The sequence below is a fragment of the Faecalibaculum rodentium genome (genome assembly GCF_001564455.1).
GTDB lineage: Bacteria > Bacillota_I > Bacilli_A > Erysipelotrichales > Erysipelotrichaceae > Faecalibaculum > Faecalibaculum rodentium.
Genome location: NZ_CP011391.1, coordinates 1156699 through 1174242, shown reverse-complemented (window position 1 = coordinate 1174242; position 17544 = coordinate 1156699). Strand labels below are relative to the sequence as shown.

The following is a 17544-nucleotide window of genomic DNA, read 5'->3' as shown; positions in this document are numbered from 1 at the left end:
TCTGTTGATGCATGAATGGTGTACAATAAAGACATTATAGAATCGCCAGAATCGCTGGCAAAGAAGCCGTCAGCAGCCGTACAACCGGGCAGCGGCGGTGGAAAGGAGGCTGCATGTTCCATCTTGATGAGCAGTACCGGAGCAGGGAAGTGCTGATTCAGCGCCTCATTCTGTTTGCACTGGGTCTGGCCATGGTCATCATATATTTTCGTCAGATTCTGGATTTTTTCGCACACATCCTGGGTATCTGCACCCCGTTCATCGTGGGCGGATTCCTCGGGTACGTTCTGAATGTACTGGCAACCTCTCTGATGGGGTGGGGCCAGCGGCTGTTTCATATGCGGGAAAACCGGTTCACAAGGTTCCTCTGCAACTGTCTGGCCATCCTGACGCTGGTTCTGCTGCTGTTTGTGTTCCTGTTCGTGCTCTTTCCACGAATCGCAGACAGTCTGCGGTCTGTCATGACGGACCTGCCCGGCAGCCTGTATTCCTTCTGGATGTGGCTGCTGCACATCACGGAACGAGTCCCTGCTGTACATGACTGGCTGGCCCGGCTGGATTTCTCCGTGGACAGCATTACAAGGGCCCTGGAAGAGTTTCTATCCTGGCTGAACGCAGACGCCCAGACAAGTCTCATGAGTTCTGTCTACAACGTGCTGTCTTCTGCCTTCTCCTGGGCTTTCAACTGCATGATGTCGGTGATGTTTGCCATTATCCTGCTGTTCAACAAACAGCGGGTCGTGCACGAGGGACGCTCCCTGCTGCAGGCGTACATGCCTGAACGTTTCTACAACCGGTCCATGCACATTCTGAAACTCATCGACAACACCTTTACCGGCTATATCGGCGGATCCTGTCTCGAGTGCCTGATCCTGGGAACACTTGTCGGGATACTCAGTGCTGTATTCGGTCTGCCCTATGCCCTGCTGGCCGGACTGGTTGTCGGGATCGGGGCACTGGTTCCGATGTTCGGAGCCCTTGCCGCCGCCATTCTGGTTTCGCTGTTCATGGCCCTGGAATCGCCGGTCAACGGGCTGTATTTCATGATTCTGTTCCTCTGCATTCAGCAGGTGGAAGGCAATTTCATCTATCCCCATGTGATGGGAAAAACCGTGGGGCTGCCGCCGTTTTTTGTCATGATCGCGATCACCATCGGCGCCAATGCAGCCGGGATTCTGGGAATGATCGTCTTCATACCCATTACGTCGTGTGTCTATCAGATCATCCGCGAAGATGCCTCTGCCCGTCTGGCTGTGCGAAAGCGCAGGAAACAGGCGGACGCCCTGACTGCACAGTCCTCTGCAGGCAGAGGAAGTGCTGCGAACCGCCGGGATCCGGCCAGTGATTCGAAGGAGACCAGTCATGTATAAAACTGCAAATACCATCCGCATGCTTCAGATCCTGTACAGTGGCGGTGTTGTCAAAAAGCGGGACCTTGCACAGGAACTTGAGACCAATGAACGCAATATCCGGGAATACAAGAAAGAGCTTATCATGGCAGGCTATGACATTCTGGAACACAAAGGACGCAACGGCGGGCTCCAGCTGGACTCTGCTTCCATTATTCCCGCCGCCCGCCTTAACCGGGAACAGACCGACGCCTTTCTCGAGGCCCGCGATCTGGTGCATACCCACAGTTCGTTTGCGTCGATGAAAGAATTTGACCAGGCAGTGGAAAAGCTGTTCTCCAGCGTGGTTCCAAGCCCGGAAGAGGATGACGCCATCCTGTATCTGAGCCGCAGGCGGCGGGACCCGAGACAGACCAGTACGCTGCACATGGAAGTATGCCGGCGGGGAATCCGGGAGAAAAAGCGGCTGAAGCTTCTGTACCGACGCCGTGATGGACGGATGCAGGAGTATCTTGTGGAACCCTACCAGGTGTTCTACAGTCAGGAAGCCTACTACCTGTTCGCGGACAAAGTGGAGCAGGGAAAGACCGCCGGTAGAAACTGGCGCTATTTCCGGTTTTCGCCGACCCGCCTGCAGAGCGTGACCCTGACTGAGGAACGATTCGTCCCGTTTACGGATGTATCTCTGGAACAGAATCTGGCAGAATACGGATTCGTGAAGACCCCCAACACGAAGTATCAGGTCCGGGTGCGGAAGGAAGCAGAACACCTGTTCAGGGAATCGGACTGGGGGGATGATCTGAGGGCTGTTTCCCAGGATGAAGAATGGATCCGCTATACCTTTCACAGGGATGAAAAAGAAGGGCTGTTCAATCAGCTCCTTGAGTTCGGCCCAACGGTCATTCTTGAATCCCCGGCAGATCAGCAGCAGGAATTCAAAGACCGCATTTCGGCTTTGATGGAAGCCTACGGATCATGAATCGTCCGGAAATCATGCTTCATGGCCAGGACCTGATTCGCATGAAACGTTGTCCGCGACTGGCCTGGCTGCACTATCACAGCCGTGGTGACAACAGTCTTCCGTTTTATCATATGAAGGAACCCTTTTCTGCTCTCTGGAGCCGTGCCTATGACCTGGATGATACACCGCAGGGACATCGCGGGGATACAATGGAAGACACCATGCGGATTCTGGGCTCTCTTCAGCCGGGAGAGTCTGCCAGATTCGTACGGATGAGCTGGCATGGACTGCGGGTGACGATTCCGTGGCTGCAGAAACTGGATACTGGCTGGAAAGCCATCTGGCCAATGATGACAGCCCGGGAAACCGAAGCCTGGCTCATGGACATTGCCCGGCTCATCGCACAAAAAGCCGGCATCGACATCCGGGAACAGGAAGCAGTCTCAATCAGCCGGCAGTATGTACGTGGCCAGAAACTGGATCTTTCTGCTTTGTTTGTAAAAAGCGACTGTCTGGAAAACCGGAAACACCATCCCTCGCGGACCATTGCCAGTCTCCAGGAAACCATGCACCCGGATCTCGACCAGCTCGTGGATGAAGCCTGTGCCCTGTTTGAAGGACCCTGCCCGCCGGCGGTCAACAGCCGGAGCTGTGCTCTGGGCAAGCGGTGTACCTATTATGATGACTGTTTCCAGACAGACAGGCGTTCCGGGGATGACACCCTGTTTCTGCGTTCTGTGCCGCACCGGTTCGAGATCCGGGAAGGACCGATCAGTCAGCTGGATCCCGCCGGGCTTCAGGAGTATCCAGTTGCCTGGGCGCAATACCAGGCAAGTCTGTCCAGTCCGTGGATCAGCAGACCGGACCTTGGTGAATGGCTCGCGGACGCAAAGCCTCCGTTCTCCTATCTGGATTTCGAATGGGACACCTTTGCGGTTCCGCCCTATGAAGGAATGAAATCCTTCGATGTCCTCTGCTTCCAGTTTTCTCTGCACACAGAGACAGATTCCGGTCTGGAACATACTTCGTATTTTGGCTGGGGAGACTGCCGGAAAGAATTTCTGGACCGTCTGCTGGCATCGGTTCCTGCCGAAGGCACCATCTTTGTCTATAATATGGAAGGAGCCGAGCGCCTCCGACTCAAACAGCTGGCGGTGCAGTTTCCCGCATACGCCTTGAAACTGCAAAAGATCTGGGAGCGCATGAAGGACCTTGCGAAACCCTTCGAAACCGGCCTGTACTACGACCTCCGCATGAAAAGCCGCTTTTCCCTGAAACAGATCGTGCAGATGTTCACTGACGATCCTGTCTACAACCGGCTTGCGATACACGATGGCCTGCAGGCTGTCAGGGCCTACCGCTGTTATGAAACTGCTGATGAACAGACAAGAAAGCGGATCCGGGAAGAACTGGACCGTTATTGTCAGATGGATACATACGCCGAGTATCTGGTCCTTCATGGCCTGATCCAGGCGGCAAAGGAGTAAATTATGCCCAATCTCATCACCCATGCACTGCTTGCCCAGGAAGCAGCCGGCCGGATGCCGGCCGATATACAGTCTTTGCTGGAATCCCGCGCACATCTTGTGGGAATCGGGTCCAGCGGTCCGGACTTCCTGTTTTTCCAGGGACTCAACCCTGTTTCCTTCTGGAAACCGGCCAGGATCCGGCAGTATGGAGGCCGCTTCCACCACAGCCACATCAATGAGTTCTACCTGTCGGCGCTGGAATCCATCCGCCGGGAAAAAAGTCCGGAAATCAGGCTCGACATGGAAGCTTATGTCTGCGGACACCTGTGCCACTGGGCTCTGGACTCCACAGCTCATCCATACATTTATGCCCGGACCGGAGACGGAACTGCGGACAGTTCCACCCGTCATCACACCATGGAGAGCCTGATCGACGCGATCATGCTGAAGATCAAGCGCGATCAGACTATCCGGGAGTTTCACTTTCCTTCCATTGCGGATGCCAGCCGGGAAGAAAAACGGGCCATTGCCCGTATCTATGTTCCGGCGATCGCGCAGATTTTTCAGGACGACATTCAGCCGCACCTGATAGCCGATTCCCTGGATGACTGGCACAGCATGCAGAAGAGGTTTTATGACGCAGGCGGTGGAAAAAAACAGACGCTGAAAACCATGGAGAAATGGCTGGGGAAGGAAAACCTGATTTCCGGCCTGGTCGTGCCTGCGCAGATCGAGGACAACTGGGATGTCATGAATCTGCAGCACAGGCGGTGGACTCATCCCTGTGACGGCACCCTCACATTCACGGACTCCTTCCTGGACCTGTATGACAAGGCCGTGGAAAAGGCCGTAACAGCGATGTCACTGTTCATGGATGCCGTGAACGATCCGGCTGCCGATCATGCATTCCTTGCATTCCTGGATGACCGGGGGTATGACACAAACATGACTACTGACTGCCCGATGGTCAATTTTGACATCATCGATTTTAAATACTGATTTTTGATACCGGTTTCGAAAGAAGCCGGTTTTTTGTTATGATTTATCGGTGAGGTGAGCCAAATGTATAAAATTCTGAAAAAGGAAGCACTGAATCCCACCGTAACCAGGATGGTGATCGATGCCCCCCACGTGGCCAGACGGGCCAAAGCGGGGCAGTTCATCATTCTGCGTGTGGATGAGGCAGGGGAGCGCATCCCGCTGACGATTGCCGGTGCAGATCCCGAGACCGGGGAAGTGACGATCATTTTCCAGGTCGTGGGAAAAACCACGATGCTGCTGAATGCCATGGATGAAGGACAGCAACTGCAGGACTTTGCAGGCCCGCTCGGCAGACCCAGTGAAATCGAAGGGGACTCTGTATGCATCATCGGAGGCGGTGTGGGGTGTGCCATAGCGCTGCCGACAGCCCGTGCTTTCCATGATGAAGGAAAGCGTGTCACGGCCATCACCGGGTTCAGAAACAGAGACCTGGTGATCCTGGAAGACGAGTTCCGGGCTGCAAGTGATGAGTTCCACCTGATGAGCGACGACGGAACGGCCGGGGAGAAAGGGCTCGTGACCGACAAGCTCGAAGCGCTGATTCAGGCTGGACACCATTTTGACAAAGTCATCGCCATTGGTCCGATCGTCATGATGAAGTTCGTGACCAGGACTGCACAGAAATATGGAATCCCGGTGGTTGTCAGCATGAATCCCATCATGATCGACGGGACCGGAATGTGCGGCGGCTGCCGGCTGAAGGTCGGAGATGAAATCAGGTTTGCCTGCGTGGATGGACCGGACTTTGACGGGGCCCTGGTGGATTTTGATGAAGCCGCCAGCCGGAACCGTGCCTATCTGGATTTCGAGCAGCGTGAACGGGAAGAAGCCTGCCGGCTTCTGAACCAGGAGGTGCGATAATGCCGAACATGAAACCCGATAAAACAGCCATGCCGGTGCAGGATCCCGGGATCCGGATCACCAACTTCGATGAAGTGGCACTGGGCTACACAGAGGCGATGGCCAGAGAAGAAGCCGAACGCTGTCTGCACTGCCGACACAGACCCTGTGTCAATGGCTGTCCGGTCAATGTAAACATTCCGGAATTCATCGAAAAGGTGAAGGAAGGCGAATATGAAGACGCCTATCAGATCATTGCCCTGACATCCTCGCTGCCGGCTGTCTGTGGACGTGTATGTCCGCAGGAGTCACAATGTGAAAAGTACTGTGTCCGCGGCATCAAGGCACAGCCTGTGGGCATTGGGCGACTGGAACGCTTCGTGGCTGACTGGCACAGGGAAAACAGTGTGGAGCACGCAGAAAGACCAGCCTCCAACGGCCGGAAAGTGGCTGTCGTCGGAGCCGGTCCTGCCGGCCTCACTGCGGCGGGTGACCTCGCCAGACGTGGATATGATGTCACGATCTTCGAAGCCCTGCATGTGGCCGGCGGTGTGCTGATGTATGGCATTCCGGAATTCAGGCTGCCGAAAGCGATCGTCCAGAAGGAAATCGAAACGCTGAAGGATCTGGGTGTCGAGATCGTGACCAACTTTGTCGTCGGCCGGTCGGATACCATCGATGCCTTGATGGAGCAGGGATTCGAGGCTGTCTTTGTCGGTTCCGGAGCCGGACTGCCGAATTTCATGGGTCTGCCGGGAGAAAACCTTAAAGGGGTCTATTCCGCCAATGAATTCCTCACACGGATCAACCTGATGAAAGCCTACCGCGAGGGCAGCCCCACCACTGTGCAGCATCCGAAGAAAACGGTGGTTGTCGGCGGAGGCAACGTGGCGATGGATGCCGCCCGCTGCGCCAGACGGCTGGGATCCGAGGTCCACATCGTGTATCGACGGAGCCTTGAGGAACTGCCTGCCCGGAAGGAAGAAGTGGAACATGCCATGGAAGAAGGCATCATTTTCGACCTGCTCTGCAATCCGGTGGAAGTCCTGGGAACCGAGGATGGCTGGATCCGGGCTGTGAAATGCGTCCGCATGGAACTCGGGGAACCGGATGCATCCGGCCGTCGACGTCCGGTAGTCATTCCAGGATCCGAGTTTGTGATTGATGCCGACTGCATGATCATGGCCATCGGCACCAGTCCCAATCCGCTGATCCGCTCCACGACGGAAGGACTGGATGTGAACCGCCGTGGCTGTCTCGTGGTGGACGAACACGAACAGACCAGCCGGGAAGGTGTGTATGCAGGTGGCGATGCCGTGACCGGTGCTGCCACTGTGATATCTGCCATGGGAGCCGGGAAAAAAGCGGCTGCGGCCATGGATGCCTGGCTGAACGGACAGACTGACTGATTCTCATCTGTTTCATGATTGAACATACCTGCTGACAGAATCAAAGCGCCCTGCCGGGCGTTTTTTTGTGGAGACGATATTCAGGAATGCCATGGACCCGTCTTGAGCCTGTCTGTGTTTAACAAACTGTAAGGGTTTACATACCTGTCTGAATGCGCTATTATGTCAATGGGTAAAATAAATCGGAACACGGCTCAGTTCCGACGCCCTGACCGGCAACATCCTTCCTTACACGGTCAGGCGGATTTATCTGTTATCGATTCCTTTCGATATGAGAAAAAGCGCAATGCGCTTTTTCTTTTGCCCGGACACAGTTTGACAAATCCCCAAGGGGTCTTTACATTTATAATGGTAAAAAACGAGGAGTGAAATCATCTATGATCAGTTCGAATGATTTAAAACCCGGTCAGACCATCAACGTTGACGGGGACATTTACGTGGTTCTGGACATCTCTCAGAACAAGACAGCCCGCAGTGCCATGGTTGTCAAGGCCAAGGTCCGCAACCTGCGTACGGGATCCAATGTGGAGCTTTCCTGGGGCGGCGGCGAAAAAGTCGAACCGGCCATGATTGAAAAGAAGGAAATGCAGTATCTGTATGATACAGATGATGCCATGGTCTTCATGGACAATGAAACCTATGAACAGGTGGAAATCCCCATGTCCAGACTGGAATGGGAGCGCAAGTTTGTAAAGGCAAACGACAACGTGAACATCTCCAGCTACGAAGGGGAAATCATCGGCATTGCCCTGCCTGACAAAGCCACACTGCAGATCGTGGAATGCGAACCGGCAGTCAAGGGTGATACCGCAACTTCCGCTTCCAAGACCGCAAAAATGGAAACCGGTCTGGAAGTGAAGGTTCCTCTGTTCATCGAAGAAGGCGAAATGATTGTCGTAAACACCAGTGACGGCAAGTATTCCGGCCGCGCAAAATAACAACCGAGTCAAATGCCCTGCCGGCGGCCTGGCAGCAGAACGATCCTGATGGTTCGTTCTGACGAGGGCCCTGCAGGGCCTTTTTCTGCCCATCTGTGTCAGGACGCTGAAATTGATTGTATAATGTACTGGTGAATTTAGGAGGAACCATGGCGAAACTTTCAAGAACGCAAAAATATCAGGAACTGAGAGACCATCTGGACGAAGAAACCACGCAGGCTCAGGCGACACCCGTCAAAGCTGCCAGACTGTCCAGAGTCCAGTCCAGTTCCAACTCGCTGCCGCATGCAGCCAAGGCATATTTTCCCCATGAGGAAACCGCCCCGAAACCGGCCGAGCCGGATCTGCCGACCAGTCCGGTGATTGACGAACTTCTCGGCGAAGTGAAGCAATATAATATCGATAACGGCAACCGATATACCGATGATACACAGATCAATATCCTGAAGCAGCTCGACCAGCCGGAAACAGACAAGGAGAGAAGGAAAGCCCATGTCCTTCCCATGGAAGAACCCAGGGAGGACTTTGGTTCCACGATGAAAATGCCCAGGACCACCCGGGAAATCACCCTGAACCTGGAAGAACCGAAAGAAGAGGAACCTGCTGCCCGGGAGACCCTTCTCGAGAAAACGGCCAACCGCCGGATCGTATTGACTGCTGGCGACATCCGCGCAGATGAATTTGAAGAGAATGACCAGCTGGATGTGCTCACCACCCGGAAACCGGAACCGGAAACACATCCTGTCCGAAAGGAAAAAGCCGAAACTCCGCGCAAAAAGAAAAAGAAGAAAAAGGTTCGGCCGGCAGCTGCTGCAGGCATAAAAAAGGAATCCTCTTCTTCCCGGAACCGGAAACCCGGGGATACCGAAGATATGCCCAGTGCAAAAATGCGCATCCGCGTGGAAGACTATGACGAGGAGCTGCCGGCAAGAAAGCAGAAAAATTCCAGCCGTACGCTGAACATCGTACTGTTTCTTCTGATTGTGGCCCTGATCGTGGCGATCAGCTTCATGGTGTACTTCGTCCGCAGTCTGGGTGCCCTGTAATGCAGGGATTCAATGTCGCCATTGACGGGACCAGCGGAGTTGGCAAAAGCTCGGCAGCGGATCTGCTGGCAGACGCAAACCAGATGATTCACCTGGATACCGGTGCGATGTACCGCTGTGTGGCCCTGGCCATGGAGGAAGCCGGTATTGATCCGGAGGACGAAAGTGAACTGCAGTCTCTTCTGGACACCATGAAAATCCGCTTTGAGGGCCGCCGCGTGTTTCTCAATGACCGGGAAGTCACGACACAGATCAGGACCAACAGGATATCCAACCTGACTTCCCGCATCGCAGCGCTGCCTGCTGTCCGCGCCCGGATGACAGGACTGCAGCAGCAGACAACCGCAGCCGGCGGATACATTGTGGATGGCCGGGATATCGGCACGGTGGTGCTTCCGGATGCAGCAATCAAGATCTTTTTGAGCGCGCGTCCGGAGGCCCGGGCCCGCAGACGATATGATGAATACAGACAGAAGGGAATCGACGCCGACTACGACCGGATCCTGGAAGATATCCGGCAGCGCGACTGGCAGGATTCCCATCGAAGCACAGCGCCGCTGAAAAAGGCTGAGGATGCAGTGGAGATCGATACCTCCGATCTGACTCTGGATCAGGTGGTAACAGCCATTCAGTCGCTGATCGACGGCGCCCGGAAATGAGGTAATGAAATGATACGTGGAGTTGCAGCTATAGTAGGCCGTCCCAATGTCGGGAAAAGCACGCTCTTCAACCGCCTGCTTGGTGAACGCAAGAGCATCGTGGATGATACACCCGGCGTCACCAGAGACCGGATCTATGGGGACGTGGAATGGCTGACCCAGACATTCCGGCTGATCGATACCGGCGGAATTCAGCTGGAGGACCAGGATTTCGGGGACGAAATCAACATGCAGGTGGATATTGCCATTGAAGAGGCTGATGTGATCATTTTTCTGGCATCCGCCAGAGAAGGCGTGACGGCAGACGACCTGGCGATTGCCCGCAAACTCCGGAAAGCCGGAAAGCCGGTCGTACTGGCTGTAAACAAGGCAGACAACGAAAAACTGCAGATGGAAGTCTACGATTTTTACCAGCTGGGTCTCGATGATCCCATTACTCTGTCTGCCTCTCACGGCATCGGCATTGGCGATCTTCTGGACAGAGTCATGGAAAAAATGCCGGTCCGGGACCTGAAACCCTATGAAGGTGTCACATCCTTCTGTGTGATCGGCCGTCCGAATGTCGGCAAGAGCTCCCTAGTCAACGCGATTCTGAAAGAAGACAGGACAATCGTCTCCAATGTGGAAGGCACCACCCGCGATGCAATCGATACGCCGTTTTTTTATGAAGGACGCGAGTATATGATCATTGATACTGCCGGGATCCGGAAGCGGGGAAAAATCTGGGAGAACATCGAGAAGTATTCCATTCTGCGGGCTGTATCGGCCATAGAACGTTCCAATGTGGTGCTGTTTTTGATAGATGGAGAGAAAGGCATCCGGGCACAGGACAAACATGTGGCCGGCCTGGCCCATGAAGCCGGAAAGGGTGTCATCATCGTCTACAACAAGTGGGATGCTGTGGAAAAAGACGAGAAAACGATGCAGCAGATCACGAAAAAAATCCGCGAAGAATTCAAGTACCTGGATTATGCTCCGGTTGCCTTCGTTTCAGCCCTGACAGGGGCGAAGGTGCAGAACCTGATCCCGCTGATCGACCAGGTGCATGAAATGTGCACACTCCGCGTACCCACCAATGTCCTGAATGATGTCATTCTGGATGCGCAGATGATGAATCCCCCCAAACCGCACAACGGCCGTCAGCTCAAGATCTACTATTCCTCTCAGGTATCGGTGGAACCTCCGACGATCGTGTTGTTTGTCAATGATCCCGAGCTGCTTCACTTCAGCTATACCCGATACATTGAAAACAGGCTGCGGGAAGCGTTCGGCTTCACGGGTACACCCATCCATATCACCGCGCGAAAACGGTCATAGTTCCAAACGGGAAGGAGACAATCATGAAAACAGCAGTCATAGGCAGCGGAAGCTGGGGAACAGCCCTGGCTCAGACCCTGCAGGACAACGGACAGGATGTCATTGTGTATGGAGTGGATGACAGAGAAATCCGTGATATCAACGAAAATCACAAAAACTCCAAGTATTTCGGGGACATCCAGCTCAATCCCGGGCTGAGGGCAACGACAGACATCAATGCGGTCAGGGATGCCGATGTCGTGGTGCTGGCAGTGCCTTCCATTGCCATTGAACCCATTGTCAGGGAAGTGGATGCAATTCTGGAAAAACCCGCAGTCTTCGTCAATGTCGCCAAGGGATTTCACCCTGTAACCAACGAGCGTCTTTCGGATGTCATCCGGCACAGCGTCCGGCCGGAACATCTCTCCAGCGTGGTCAGCCTCATCGGGCCCAGTCATGCGGAAGAAGTCGTGATTCGACAGCTCACGACCATTGATGCGGTTTCTCAGAACGAAGAAGACGCGAAGCTGGTCCAGAATCTGTTTTCCAATGGATATCTCCGGATCTATACCGGTACAGACGAAGTGGGATCCGAGCTGGGGGCGGCCATCAAGAATGTCATGGCAATCGCCAGCGGCATACTGTCCGGACTTGGATATCAGGACAACACCAGGGCAGCCCTGATCACACGTGGGCTGCAGGAGATGATCCGCTACGGAACCCATTTTGGCGGGAAAGAGCAGACATTCATGGGATTGACCGGTGTAGGTGACCTCATTGTCACCTGTACCAGTCCGCATTCCCGCAATTTCCAGGCCGGGTACCAGATTGGCCGCGAAAATGATGTGAAAAACTTCCTGGAAAACAACACCAAGACGGTGGAAGGTGTGAGAACCGCCAAAATTGTGCACCGGGTGGCTCAGGAGGAAGGCATCGATATGCCCATCTGTGAGGAGATATACCAGATTCTGTATGAAGGCAAGGAACCAAGTCTCTGCGCCAGCGACCTGATGGTCCGTCAGCTGAAGAAAGAATTCCCGGATGCCTAAATATGTCAGCCGGGAGTCTCTGGTACAGGCCATGATCCATGACCTGGGACTTTCGGGCAAGGATGCACAGGATGCAGTGACTCTTGTATTTAATGAACTGACAGACTGTCTGGCGGACAATGGAACAGCCGATATTGCAGGATTTGGAAAATTTGTTCTGTTTCACCGAAAAGAACGCATGGGAATCAACCCTGTCACGGGTGAACGAATCGTGATTGAAGCCAGCGAATTTCCGAAATTCAAGCCTTCGGCGACTTTGAAAAAGAGGTGCAATGAATGCAGAGTGGAGAAGTGAACCGGCAGCGCACTGCCTCGATCATTCTGGCTGGCGGATGCTTCTGGGGCCTGCAGGCGTTCCTCAGGCGCCTGCCTGGAGTCCTGGAGACAGAGGCCGGATATGCCAACAGCCTTGTACCTGCTCCCACATATGAACAGGTATGCTCGCAGCGCACGCACGCAGTGGAGGCAGTAAAGGTTGTCTATGATTCGGATATCCTCACCCTCCGACAGCTTCTGGATGCTTATTTTGCTGTCATTGATCCCACTGTCGTCAACCGGCAGGGAAATGACACCGGCACGAATTACCGGACCGGGATCTATTACTCCGATCCCGCGGATCTGCCGGTGATCCAGACGGCTGTAAAGACGGAAGAACGGCGATATGTCCATCCTTTGGCGACGGAAGTGCTCCCGCTGAAAAACTATTATCCCGCGGAAGGATATCACCAGGATTATCTCGAGGTGCACCCGGGCGGGTACTGCCATATTTCGCCGGTCCTCATTCATGGATTCCGGCTGAAAAGCCCGGAAGAGCTGGCGAAGGAAGACGGGAACGGGCAATGAGAAAGACGTTTGTCTGGATCGTGATTGGACTCATGGTGCTCGGGATCGGTGCAGGTGCGTTTCAGGCGTTTCGCGGTCTGTCGGGACAGCAGACTGGAGTGAACACAGCACTTTCTGATACTTCAGGCGATACGCTGGAGAACGGGTCTGCAGAAACTGAGGAAAAGCCGGCTTACAATACCCGGGAACAGGTCTATGCCAATGCACACCCGGATTTTTCGGAGAGTGAGGTCAAACGCGATATCCGACTGGGTCTGGACAAGCCGCTGTATGAAGAAGCCGGGACTGTGTCGGATCCTGATGCCGTGGATGTGTTTGTCAGCAAACACTGGCAGCTGCCGGATGGATACATACCGGCGGACCTGACCGATATGCAGGGAGTCCGCCTTAGAGAACCGGCAGCCCGTGCATGGGAGGCGCTGCAGTCGGATCTGTCAGAAGCCGGGATTCCCGTATATCTGCAAAGCGGCTGGATTTCGGCTGACGAGACTGAGTCTCTGTATTCGCAGGCTGTGGAGGAATATGGACAGGAACGGGCTGACCTGGTCTTTGCCAGACCCGGTTTCTTCGACTCCAACACCGGGTTAAGCGTGGATTTTGGCCTGGAGGGCGTGGAGGATCCGGCGACAGACAGCCGGTACCCGCAGATCGTGGACGCTGCCATACGTCATGGATTCATCGTCCGGTACAAGGCAGACAATGAAGCTCTCTCTCAGACCGCTGCCATGCCTGTGCATCTTCGGTATGTGGGACCGAAGCTTGCACAGGAGTTGACAGAAACCGGCCAGTCTTTTGATGAATACTATGGAACACAATAGCGCTGTGAAAATACAGCGCTATTATTATGGCTTTACATTAGGTATAATGTACGGGAAAGTACTGGATTGATTCATGAAGTTTTGGGAGGGAACGACTTGAATGGAGAACAGAAACTGAAAGACTATGCCGCATCGTGTCTGGCAAAAAAAGTCTATGTCATAGATAACGATATCATTCATTTTGCAAATTTCGGCAGCTCCAGCTGCACGGCAGTGATCGGTGAACATTCCGTAATTCTGATTGATGCGGTCCGGTCTTCTGTGTACGCGCGGCAGGTCCGTGAGATTCTGTCTGAATACACAGACAAGCCTGTACGCACCATTATCTACACCACGATATTGCCGGAAACGCAGGGCGGATCTGGTGTCTTTGCGGATACAGTGGAACAGGTGATTGGCTGTACAGAGACGGTGCGACCCCGGATAGCCCGTACCTGTCTGAATGACGTCAAGGAAATGCGGAAAATCTTCACCCGCGGTTATGGTCTGGCTGACAAGCTCATCATTCCGGATGGCAATACCCGGCAGGAAGTCATTACATCCTTCGACAGCACCCGGGATTCCTGGCTTGAACCCACGATGTGGATTGAAAACAACTGCAGCATGGAAATAGACGGTGTACGTCTGTCCCTGCTTCGCACGCCTGGTGAAACCCCGGAAACTATCACCGTGTGGCTTCCGGAAAAAAAGGCTGCAGCGGTCGGCTCACTGTTTTATGGAACATTCCCGAATTTCAACATCGTGACCGGTTCTGATTATATGGAAACGGAAATCTGGTGTGACTCGCTGCGGAAAGTGCGGGATCTGGAACCGGAGATTCTTCTTCCCGCAATGACTGTTCCTGTAACAGGCCGGGAGAATGTCCGGACAGTCCTTACAACGTTTGCCGATGCACTGGAGTACATCCTCACCGAAACACTCACCGGCATCAACGATGGTCTGGACCTTGATGAAATCATCGCTTCCGTCAGTCTTCCCGAACAGTATCAGACCTGGTATCTGGAAGAACGGTTTGGGCGGGTGGAATGGATGATCCGGGCCATATGGGCCAGAAACATGGGATGGTTCTCCGGATTGGCAGCAGAACTGACCCCGCTGCCGGCTGAAACGTTCCACGAGGAGCTGATTCAGCTGATCGGCTATGAAAAGCTGTCACAGCGGATTGGACGTGCGCTGTCAGACGGTGAATACCAGCTGGCTCTCCAGCTCTGTGAACTGGATTCCAGACGGTACCGTGTTCAGAAAAAACAGGCATTAAAGGCTCTGGGAAGGGAATCTGACTGTCTCGGAGAACGATATTTTCTCCTCGCCAGGGCAGAGGAACTGTAGCGGGCATGATTCAAAACAGACAATTGCAAGTGGAAATCCCATCTGGGATTTCCGCTTTTATATTCCAGTCCGGTGTCGAATATACCCTGTGTTCTGTTCCATGCAGCGGCTGGAACGCAGTGGCAAATATCAGACACTGTCAAACAGGTATGTTTTATTTCTTCAGTAAGCGACGTTAATTACCCATCTATGACAAATCCCTCCGTAGCGGGACAATACCGGCACGGAGGGATTTTACATGACTGGACTTGATGATATTTCCCGATTATACCTGGTCACTGAACCTGTGGACTTTCGCAAAGGCATAGATGGACTGGGTACATATGTCCAGTCGATCCTGAACACTGATCCATTCCAGAATGCGATGTTCGTCTTCACCAACAAACGACACAACAAGCTCAAGCTCCTCCATTATGACGGTACAGGGTTCTGGCTCCTTCACAAGCAGCTGAGCAAAGGAACCTTCAAATGGCGGATGAGTTCCCCGGATCCGTTTCTGCAGATCTCCCCACAGCAGCTGGACTGGCTTTTGGAAGGACTGGACATAAACCAGAAGCGGGCTTTCAGGCATGTGATGCCTCAATATATCTAGACAGATCTCCTGATCCCTGACGGTTTTCAGTCATATCGAATGAACCATTTCTGGAACTGTGAGCATAATAATTATTTAAGGCATTTCAGTTTGCCCCTTTTCCTCTTTATCCTATACTTTTGCCATGGACTTCTTATCTTCTTTTGACTTCGAAAACTACACCCGCAAATCCATGAAAGAAAGCCTCGAATCTCTGGATCATGATGACCTGGTCGATGCCGCTCTCTTCCTGGCCGACAACCTGTTCCTGAAAGACCAGATCAACAGGAAGGCGGCCATGGACCGCTTCGCTTCCAAAAGCGAGCAGCTTTTCATATCCCTGTTCAACGAGGCGGAAGAGATCGCATCCACGTCTTCTCCCGAAGACCTGGATGAATCAGCTGTCCTGGAAACTGTGAGCAAAGAGAGACCGGCGTCCCCCAAAAAGCGCAGATCCATGAAGGAGAAAGCAAAGGCGCTTCCTGAAAAGATCATCGATGTGTATCCGGATGCAGGCAAGGACCCGGTGTGCCCTGTATGTGGCACAGCCATGAAGGAGCTGAAACCGACTGTACACCGGACCATCAAATACGTTCCGCAGCGCCTCTATGTCGAAGTGGAAGTGGATCATAATTATGTCTGCCCCAAAGGTTGTGAAGATGAGGATGGAAAGCCTGTGATGATCCCGGCTGCCCGCAAAGAAGCACCGCTTCTGGAGAATACGATGTCTTCGCCTTCTCTTGTGTCCCACATCATAGCCCAGAAAACAGTCATGGGACTGCCTCTTTACAGACAGGAACAAGACTGGCAGCGAAGAGGATTCAACCTCAGCAGGAGTATCATGGCCAGCTGGATGATCCGTTCTTCCCAGATCTATGGAGAAGCTCTGGTGGACAGGATGATACAGGATTTCAGGGAATGTGATGTGGTCCATATGGATGAGACCGTACTGAAATGCCTGGAAGTGAGTCGGGATCAGGATCGGACGAACTGTTACATGATCGTCGGGGTCAGCGCAGAGCATGAAGCCAGACAGATGGTCATATATCAGTTCAAGAAGAGCAGGGCCCAGAAGTTCGTATGGGAATTCCTGGGAGAAGGATTCGAAAAGGCCCTGATGTCAGACGGATTCGAAGGCTACGATAATTACACAGCAGCCATCCATCTGAGTTGTATGGCCCATGCGAGGCGGCATCTGTATGATGCGGTGAAGATCCGTGCAGACTACCAGACATTCAAGAATCTGCCAGACGATACAGAAATGAAACTGAAACATATCAGGGAGAATCCGGCACTGGGGATCCTGTTGGAGCCACTTGGGAACATCAACAGGCTTTATGAGGTGGAGAGCAGAGCGAAAAAGAAGAAACTGAGTCGGGAAGAAGTATACGAACTGAGGCAGAAAGAGTCTAAACCGCTTTTTGACCAGGTGATCGCAGGAATGGAGCGGATCGCCCGGAGTTTTGATAGTGGTTCGAAAGCAGTAAAGGGAGCAAACTACTTCCTGAAAAGGAAAGACTCGCTGGCCCTTTATCTGGAGGATGGGAACTATCCGATCGACAATAACCTGGCGGAGCGGATGGTGAAGCCGTTCGTGATAGGCCGGAAGGGGTTCCTGTTTGCGGACACGGAAGCAGGAGCGGAAGCAACAGCAGTATGGTACAGTCTGAGCCAATCGGCAATCATGAATGGGCTGGTGCCTGAGAAGTACATCGAATATGTGCTGACAAGGCTGAAGAACGAAGGGATCAGAGAGGAAGTACTCGAAGACCTGCTTCCATACTCCAGGACACTTCCAGGACATCTGTATAAGAAATAGAAAACAGGACTGTCCCCAATACCATGATGGTACAGGGAATCAGTCCTGTTTTAATATGGGCAATTAACGTCGCTTACTTTCTTCATTGATTATTGAGCCTTTATTTT

At 53.3% G+C, this 17544-nt stretch carries 17 protein-coding genes; all 17 read left to right on the top strand.

Going from position 1 to position 17544, the window contains the following annotated elements; translation table 11 throughout:
- The first annotated feature begins 113 nt into the window (after positions 1 to 113).
- The 17 genes from aalo17_RS05770 to tnpC all read left to right on the top strand — a co-directional run bounded on the left by aalo17_RS05770 (position 114) and on the right by tnpC (position 17437).
- The gene (locus tag aalo17_RS05770) at positions 114 to 1370 is read left to right on the top strand and encodes an AI-2E family transporter (RefSeq protein WP_067556761.1); all 1257 of its coding nucleotides are present in this window, start codon (positions 114 to 116) and stop codon (positions 1368 to 1370) included.
- Positions 1363 to 2328, top strand: a complete 966-nt coding sequence (locus aalo17_RS05765) for a helix-turn-helix transcriptional regulator (protein WP_067556758.1) — start codon at positions 1363 to 1365, stop codon at positions 2326 to 2328. Before aalo17_RS05770 ends, aalo17_RS05765 begins: the two co-directional genes overlap by 8 nt.
- A complete protein-coding gene (locus tag aalo17_RS05760) occupies positions 2325 to 3797 on the top strand; it encodes a DUF2779 domain-containing protein (protein WP_067556755.1) in 1473 nt (490 codons plus the stop codon). Before aalo17_RS05765 ends, aalo17_RS05760 begins: the two co-directional genes overlap by 4 nt.
- 3 nt (positions 3798 to 3800) lie before the next feature.
- Positions 3801 to 4778: a zinc dependent phospholipase C family protein gene (locus aalo17_RS05755; RefSeq protein ID WP_067556751.1), complete on the top strand. Its 978-nt coding sequence runs from the start codon at positions 3801 to 3803 to the stop codon at positions 4776 to 4778.
- Between the two features lie 63 nt (positions 4779 to 4841).
- Positions 4842 to 5681, top strand: coding sequence for a sulfide/dihydroorotate dehydrogenase-like FAD/NAD-binding protein (locus aalo17_RS05750; RefSeq protein WP_067556748.1), 840 nt, complete (start codon positions 4842 to 4844; stop codon positions 5679 to 5681).
- On the top strand, positions 5681 to 7069 hold the full coding sequence (gene gltA / locus aalo17_RS05745; protein ID WP_067556742.1) for an NADPH-dependent glutamate synthase: 1389 nt from the start codon (positions 5681 to 5683) through the stop codon (positions 7067 to 7069). The genes aalo17_RS05750 and gltA overlap by 1 nt, the downstream gene beginning before the upstream one ends.
- 377 nt (positions 7070 to 7446) lie before the next feature.
- The gene (efp, locus tag aalo17_RS05740) at positions 7447 to 8007 is read left to right on the top strand and encodes an elongation factor P (protein ID WP_067556728.1); all 561 of its coding nucleotides are present in this window, start codon (positions 7447 to 7449) and stop codon (positions 8005 to 8007) included.
- A gap of 149 nt (positions 8008 to 8156) precedes the next feature.
- Positions 8157 to 9053 carry a hypothetical protein gene (locus tag aalo17_RS05735; RefSeq protein ID WP_067556725.1) on the top strand — a complete coding sequence of 299 codons (897 nt, stop codon included), beginning with the start codon at positions 8157 to 8159 and terminating at the stop codon, positions 9051 to 9053.
- Positions 9053 to 9712 (top strand): (d)CMP kinase, encoded by a 660-nt coding sequence (cmk, locus tag aalo17_RS05730; RefSeq protein WP_067556723.1) that lies wholly within the window; start codon positions 9053 to 9055, stop codon positions 9710 to 9712. Before aalo17_RS05735 ends, cmk begins: the two co-directional genes overlap by 1 nt.
- 9 nt (positions 9713 to 9721) lie before the next feature.
- Positions 9722 to 11029, top strand: a complete 1308-nt coding sequence (gene der, locus aalo17_RS05725; RefSeq protein WP_067556720.1) for a ribosome biogenesis GTPase Der — start codon at positions 9722 to 9724, stop codon at positions 11027 to 11029.
- A 23-nt stretch (positions 11030 to 11052) separates the two neighbouring features.
- On the top strand, positions 11053 to 12057 hold the full coding sequence (locus aalo17_RS05720; protein ID WP_067556716.1) for an NAD(P)H-dependent glycerol-3-phosphate dehydrogenase: 1005 nt from the start codon (positions 11053 to 11055) through the stop codon (positions 12055 to 12057).
- Entirely contained in the window at positions 12050 to 12352 is a 303-nt protein-coding gene (locus aalo17_RS05715; protein ID WP_067556713.1) for an HU family DNA-binding protein, read from the top strand. The genes aalo17_RS05720 and aalo17_RS05715 overlap by 8 nt, the downstream gene beginning before the upstream one ends.
- The gene (gene msrA, locus aalo17_RS05710; RefSeq protein ID WP_067556710.1) at positions 12334 to 12900 is read left to right on the top strand and encodes a peptide-methionine (S)-S-oxide reductase MsrA; all 567 of its coding nucleotides are present in this window, start codon (positions 12334 to 12336) and stop codon (positions 12898 to 12900) included. Before aalo17_RS05715 ends, msrA begins: the two co-directional genes overlap by 19 nt.
- Positions 12897 to 13718, top strand: coding sequence for a M15 family metallopeptidase (locus tag aalo17_RS05705; RefSeq protein ID WP_067556707.1), 822 nt, complete (start codon positions 12897 to 12899; stop codon positions 13716 to 13718). Before msrA ends, aalo17_RS05705 begins: the two co-directional genes overlap by 4 nt.
- Positions 13719 to 13814: 96 nt before the next feature.
- On the top strand, positions 13815 to 15047 hold the full coding sequence (locus tag aalo17_RS05700; RefSeq protein WP_067556704.1) for an alkyl sulfatase dimerization domain-containing protein: 1233 nt from the start codon (positions 13815 to 13817) through the stop codon (positions 15045 to 15047).
- 238 nt (positions 15048 to 15285) lie between these two features.
- Positions 15286 to 15639 carry an IS66 family insertion sequence element accessory protein TnpB gene (tnpB, locus tag aalo17_RS05695; RefSeq protein ID WP_067553980.1) on the top strand — a complete coding sequence of 118 codons (354 nt, stop codon included), beginning with the start codon at positions 15286 to 15288 and terminating at the stop codon, positions 15637 to 15639.
- A 124-nt stretch (positions 15640 to 15763) separates the two neighbouring features.
- A complete protein-coding gene (tnpC, locus tag aalo17_RS05690) occupies positions 15764 to 17437 on the top strand; it encodes an IS66 family transposase (RefSeq protein ID WP_075884548.1) in 1674 nt (557 codons plus the stop codon).
- The last annotated feature ends 107 nt before the right edge of the window (positions 17438 to 17544 follow it).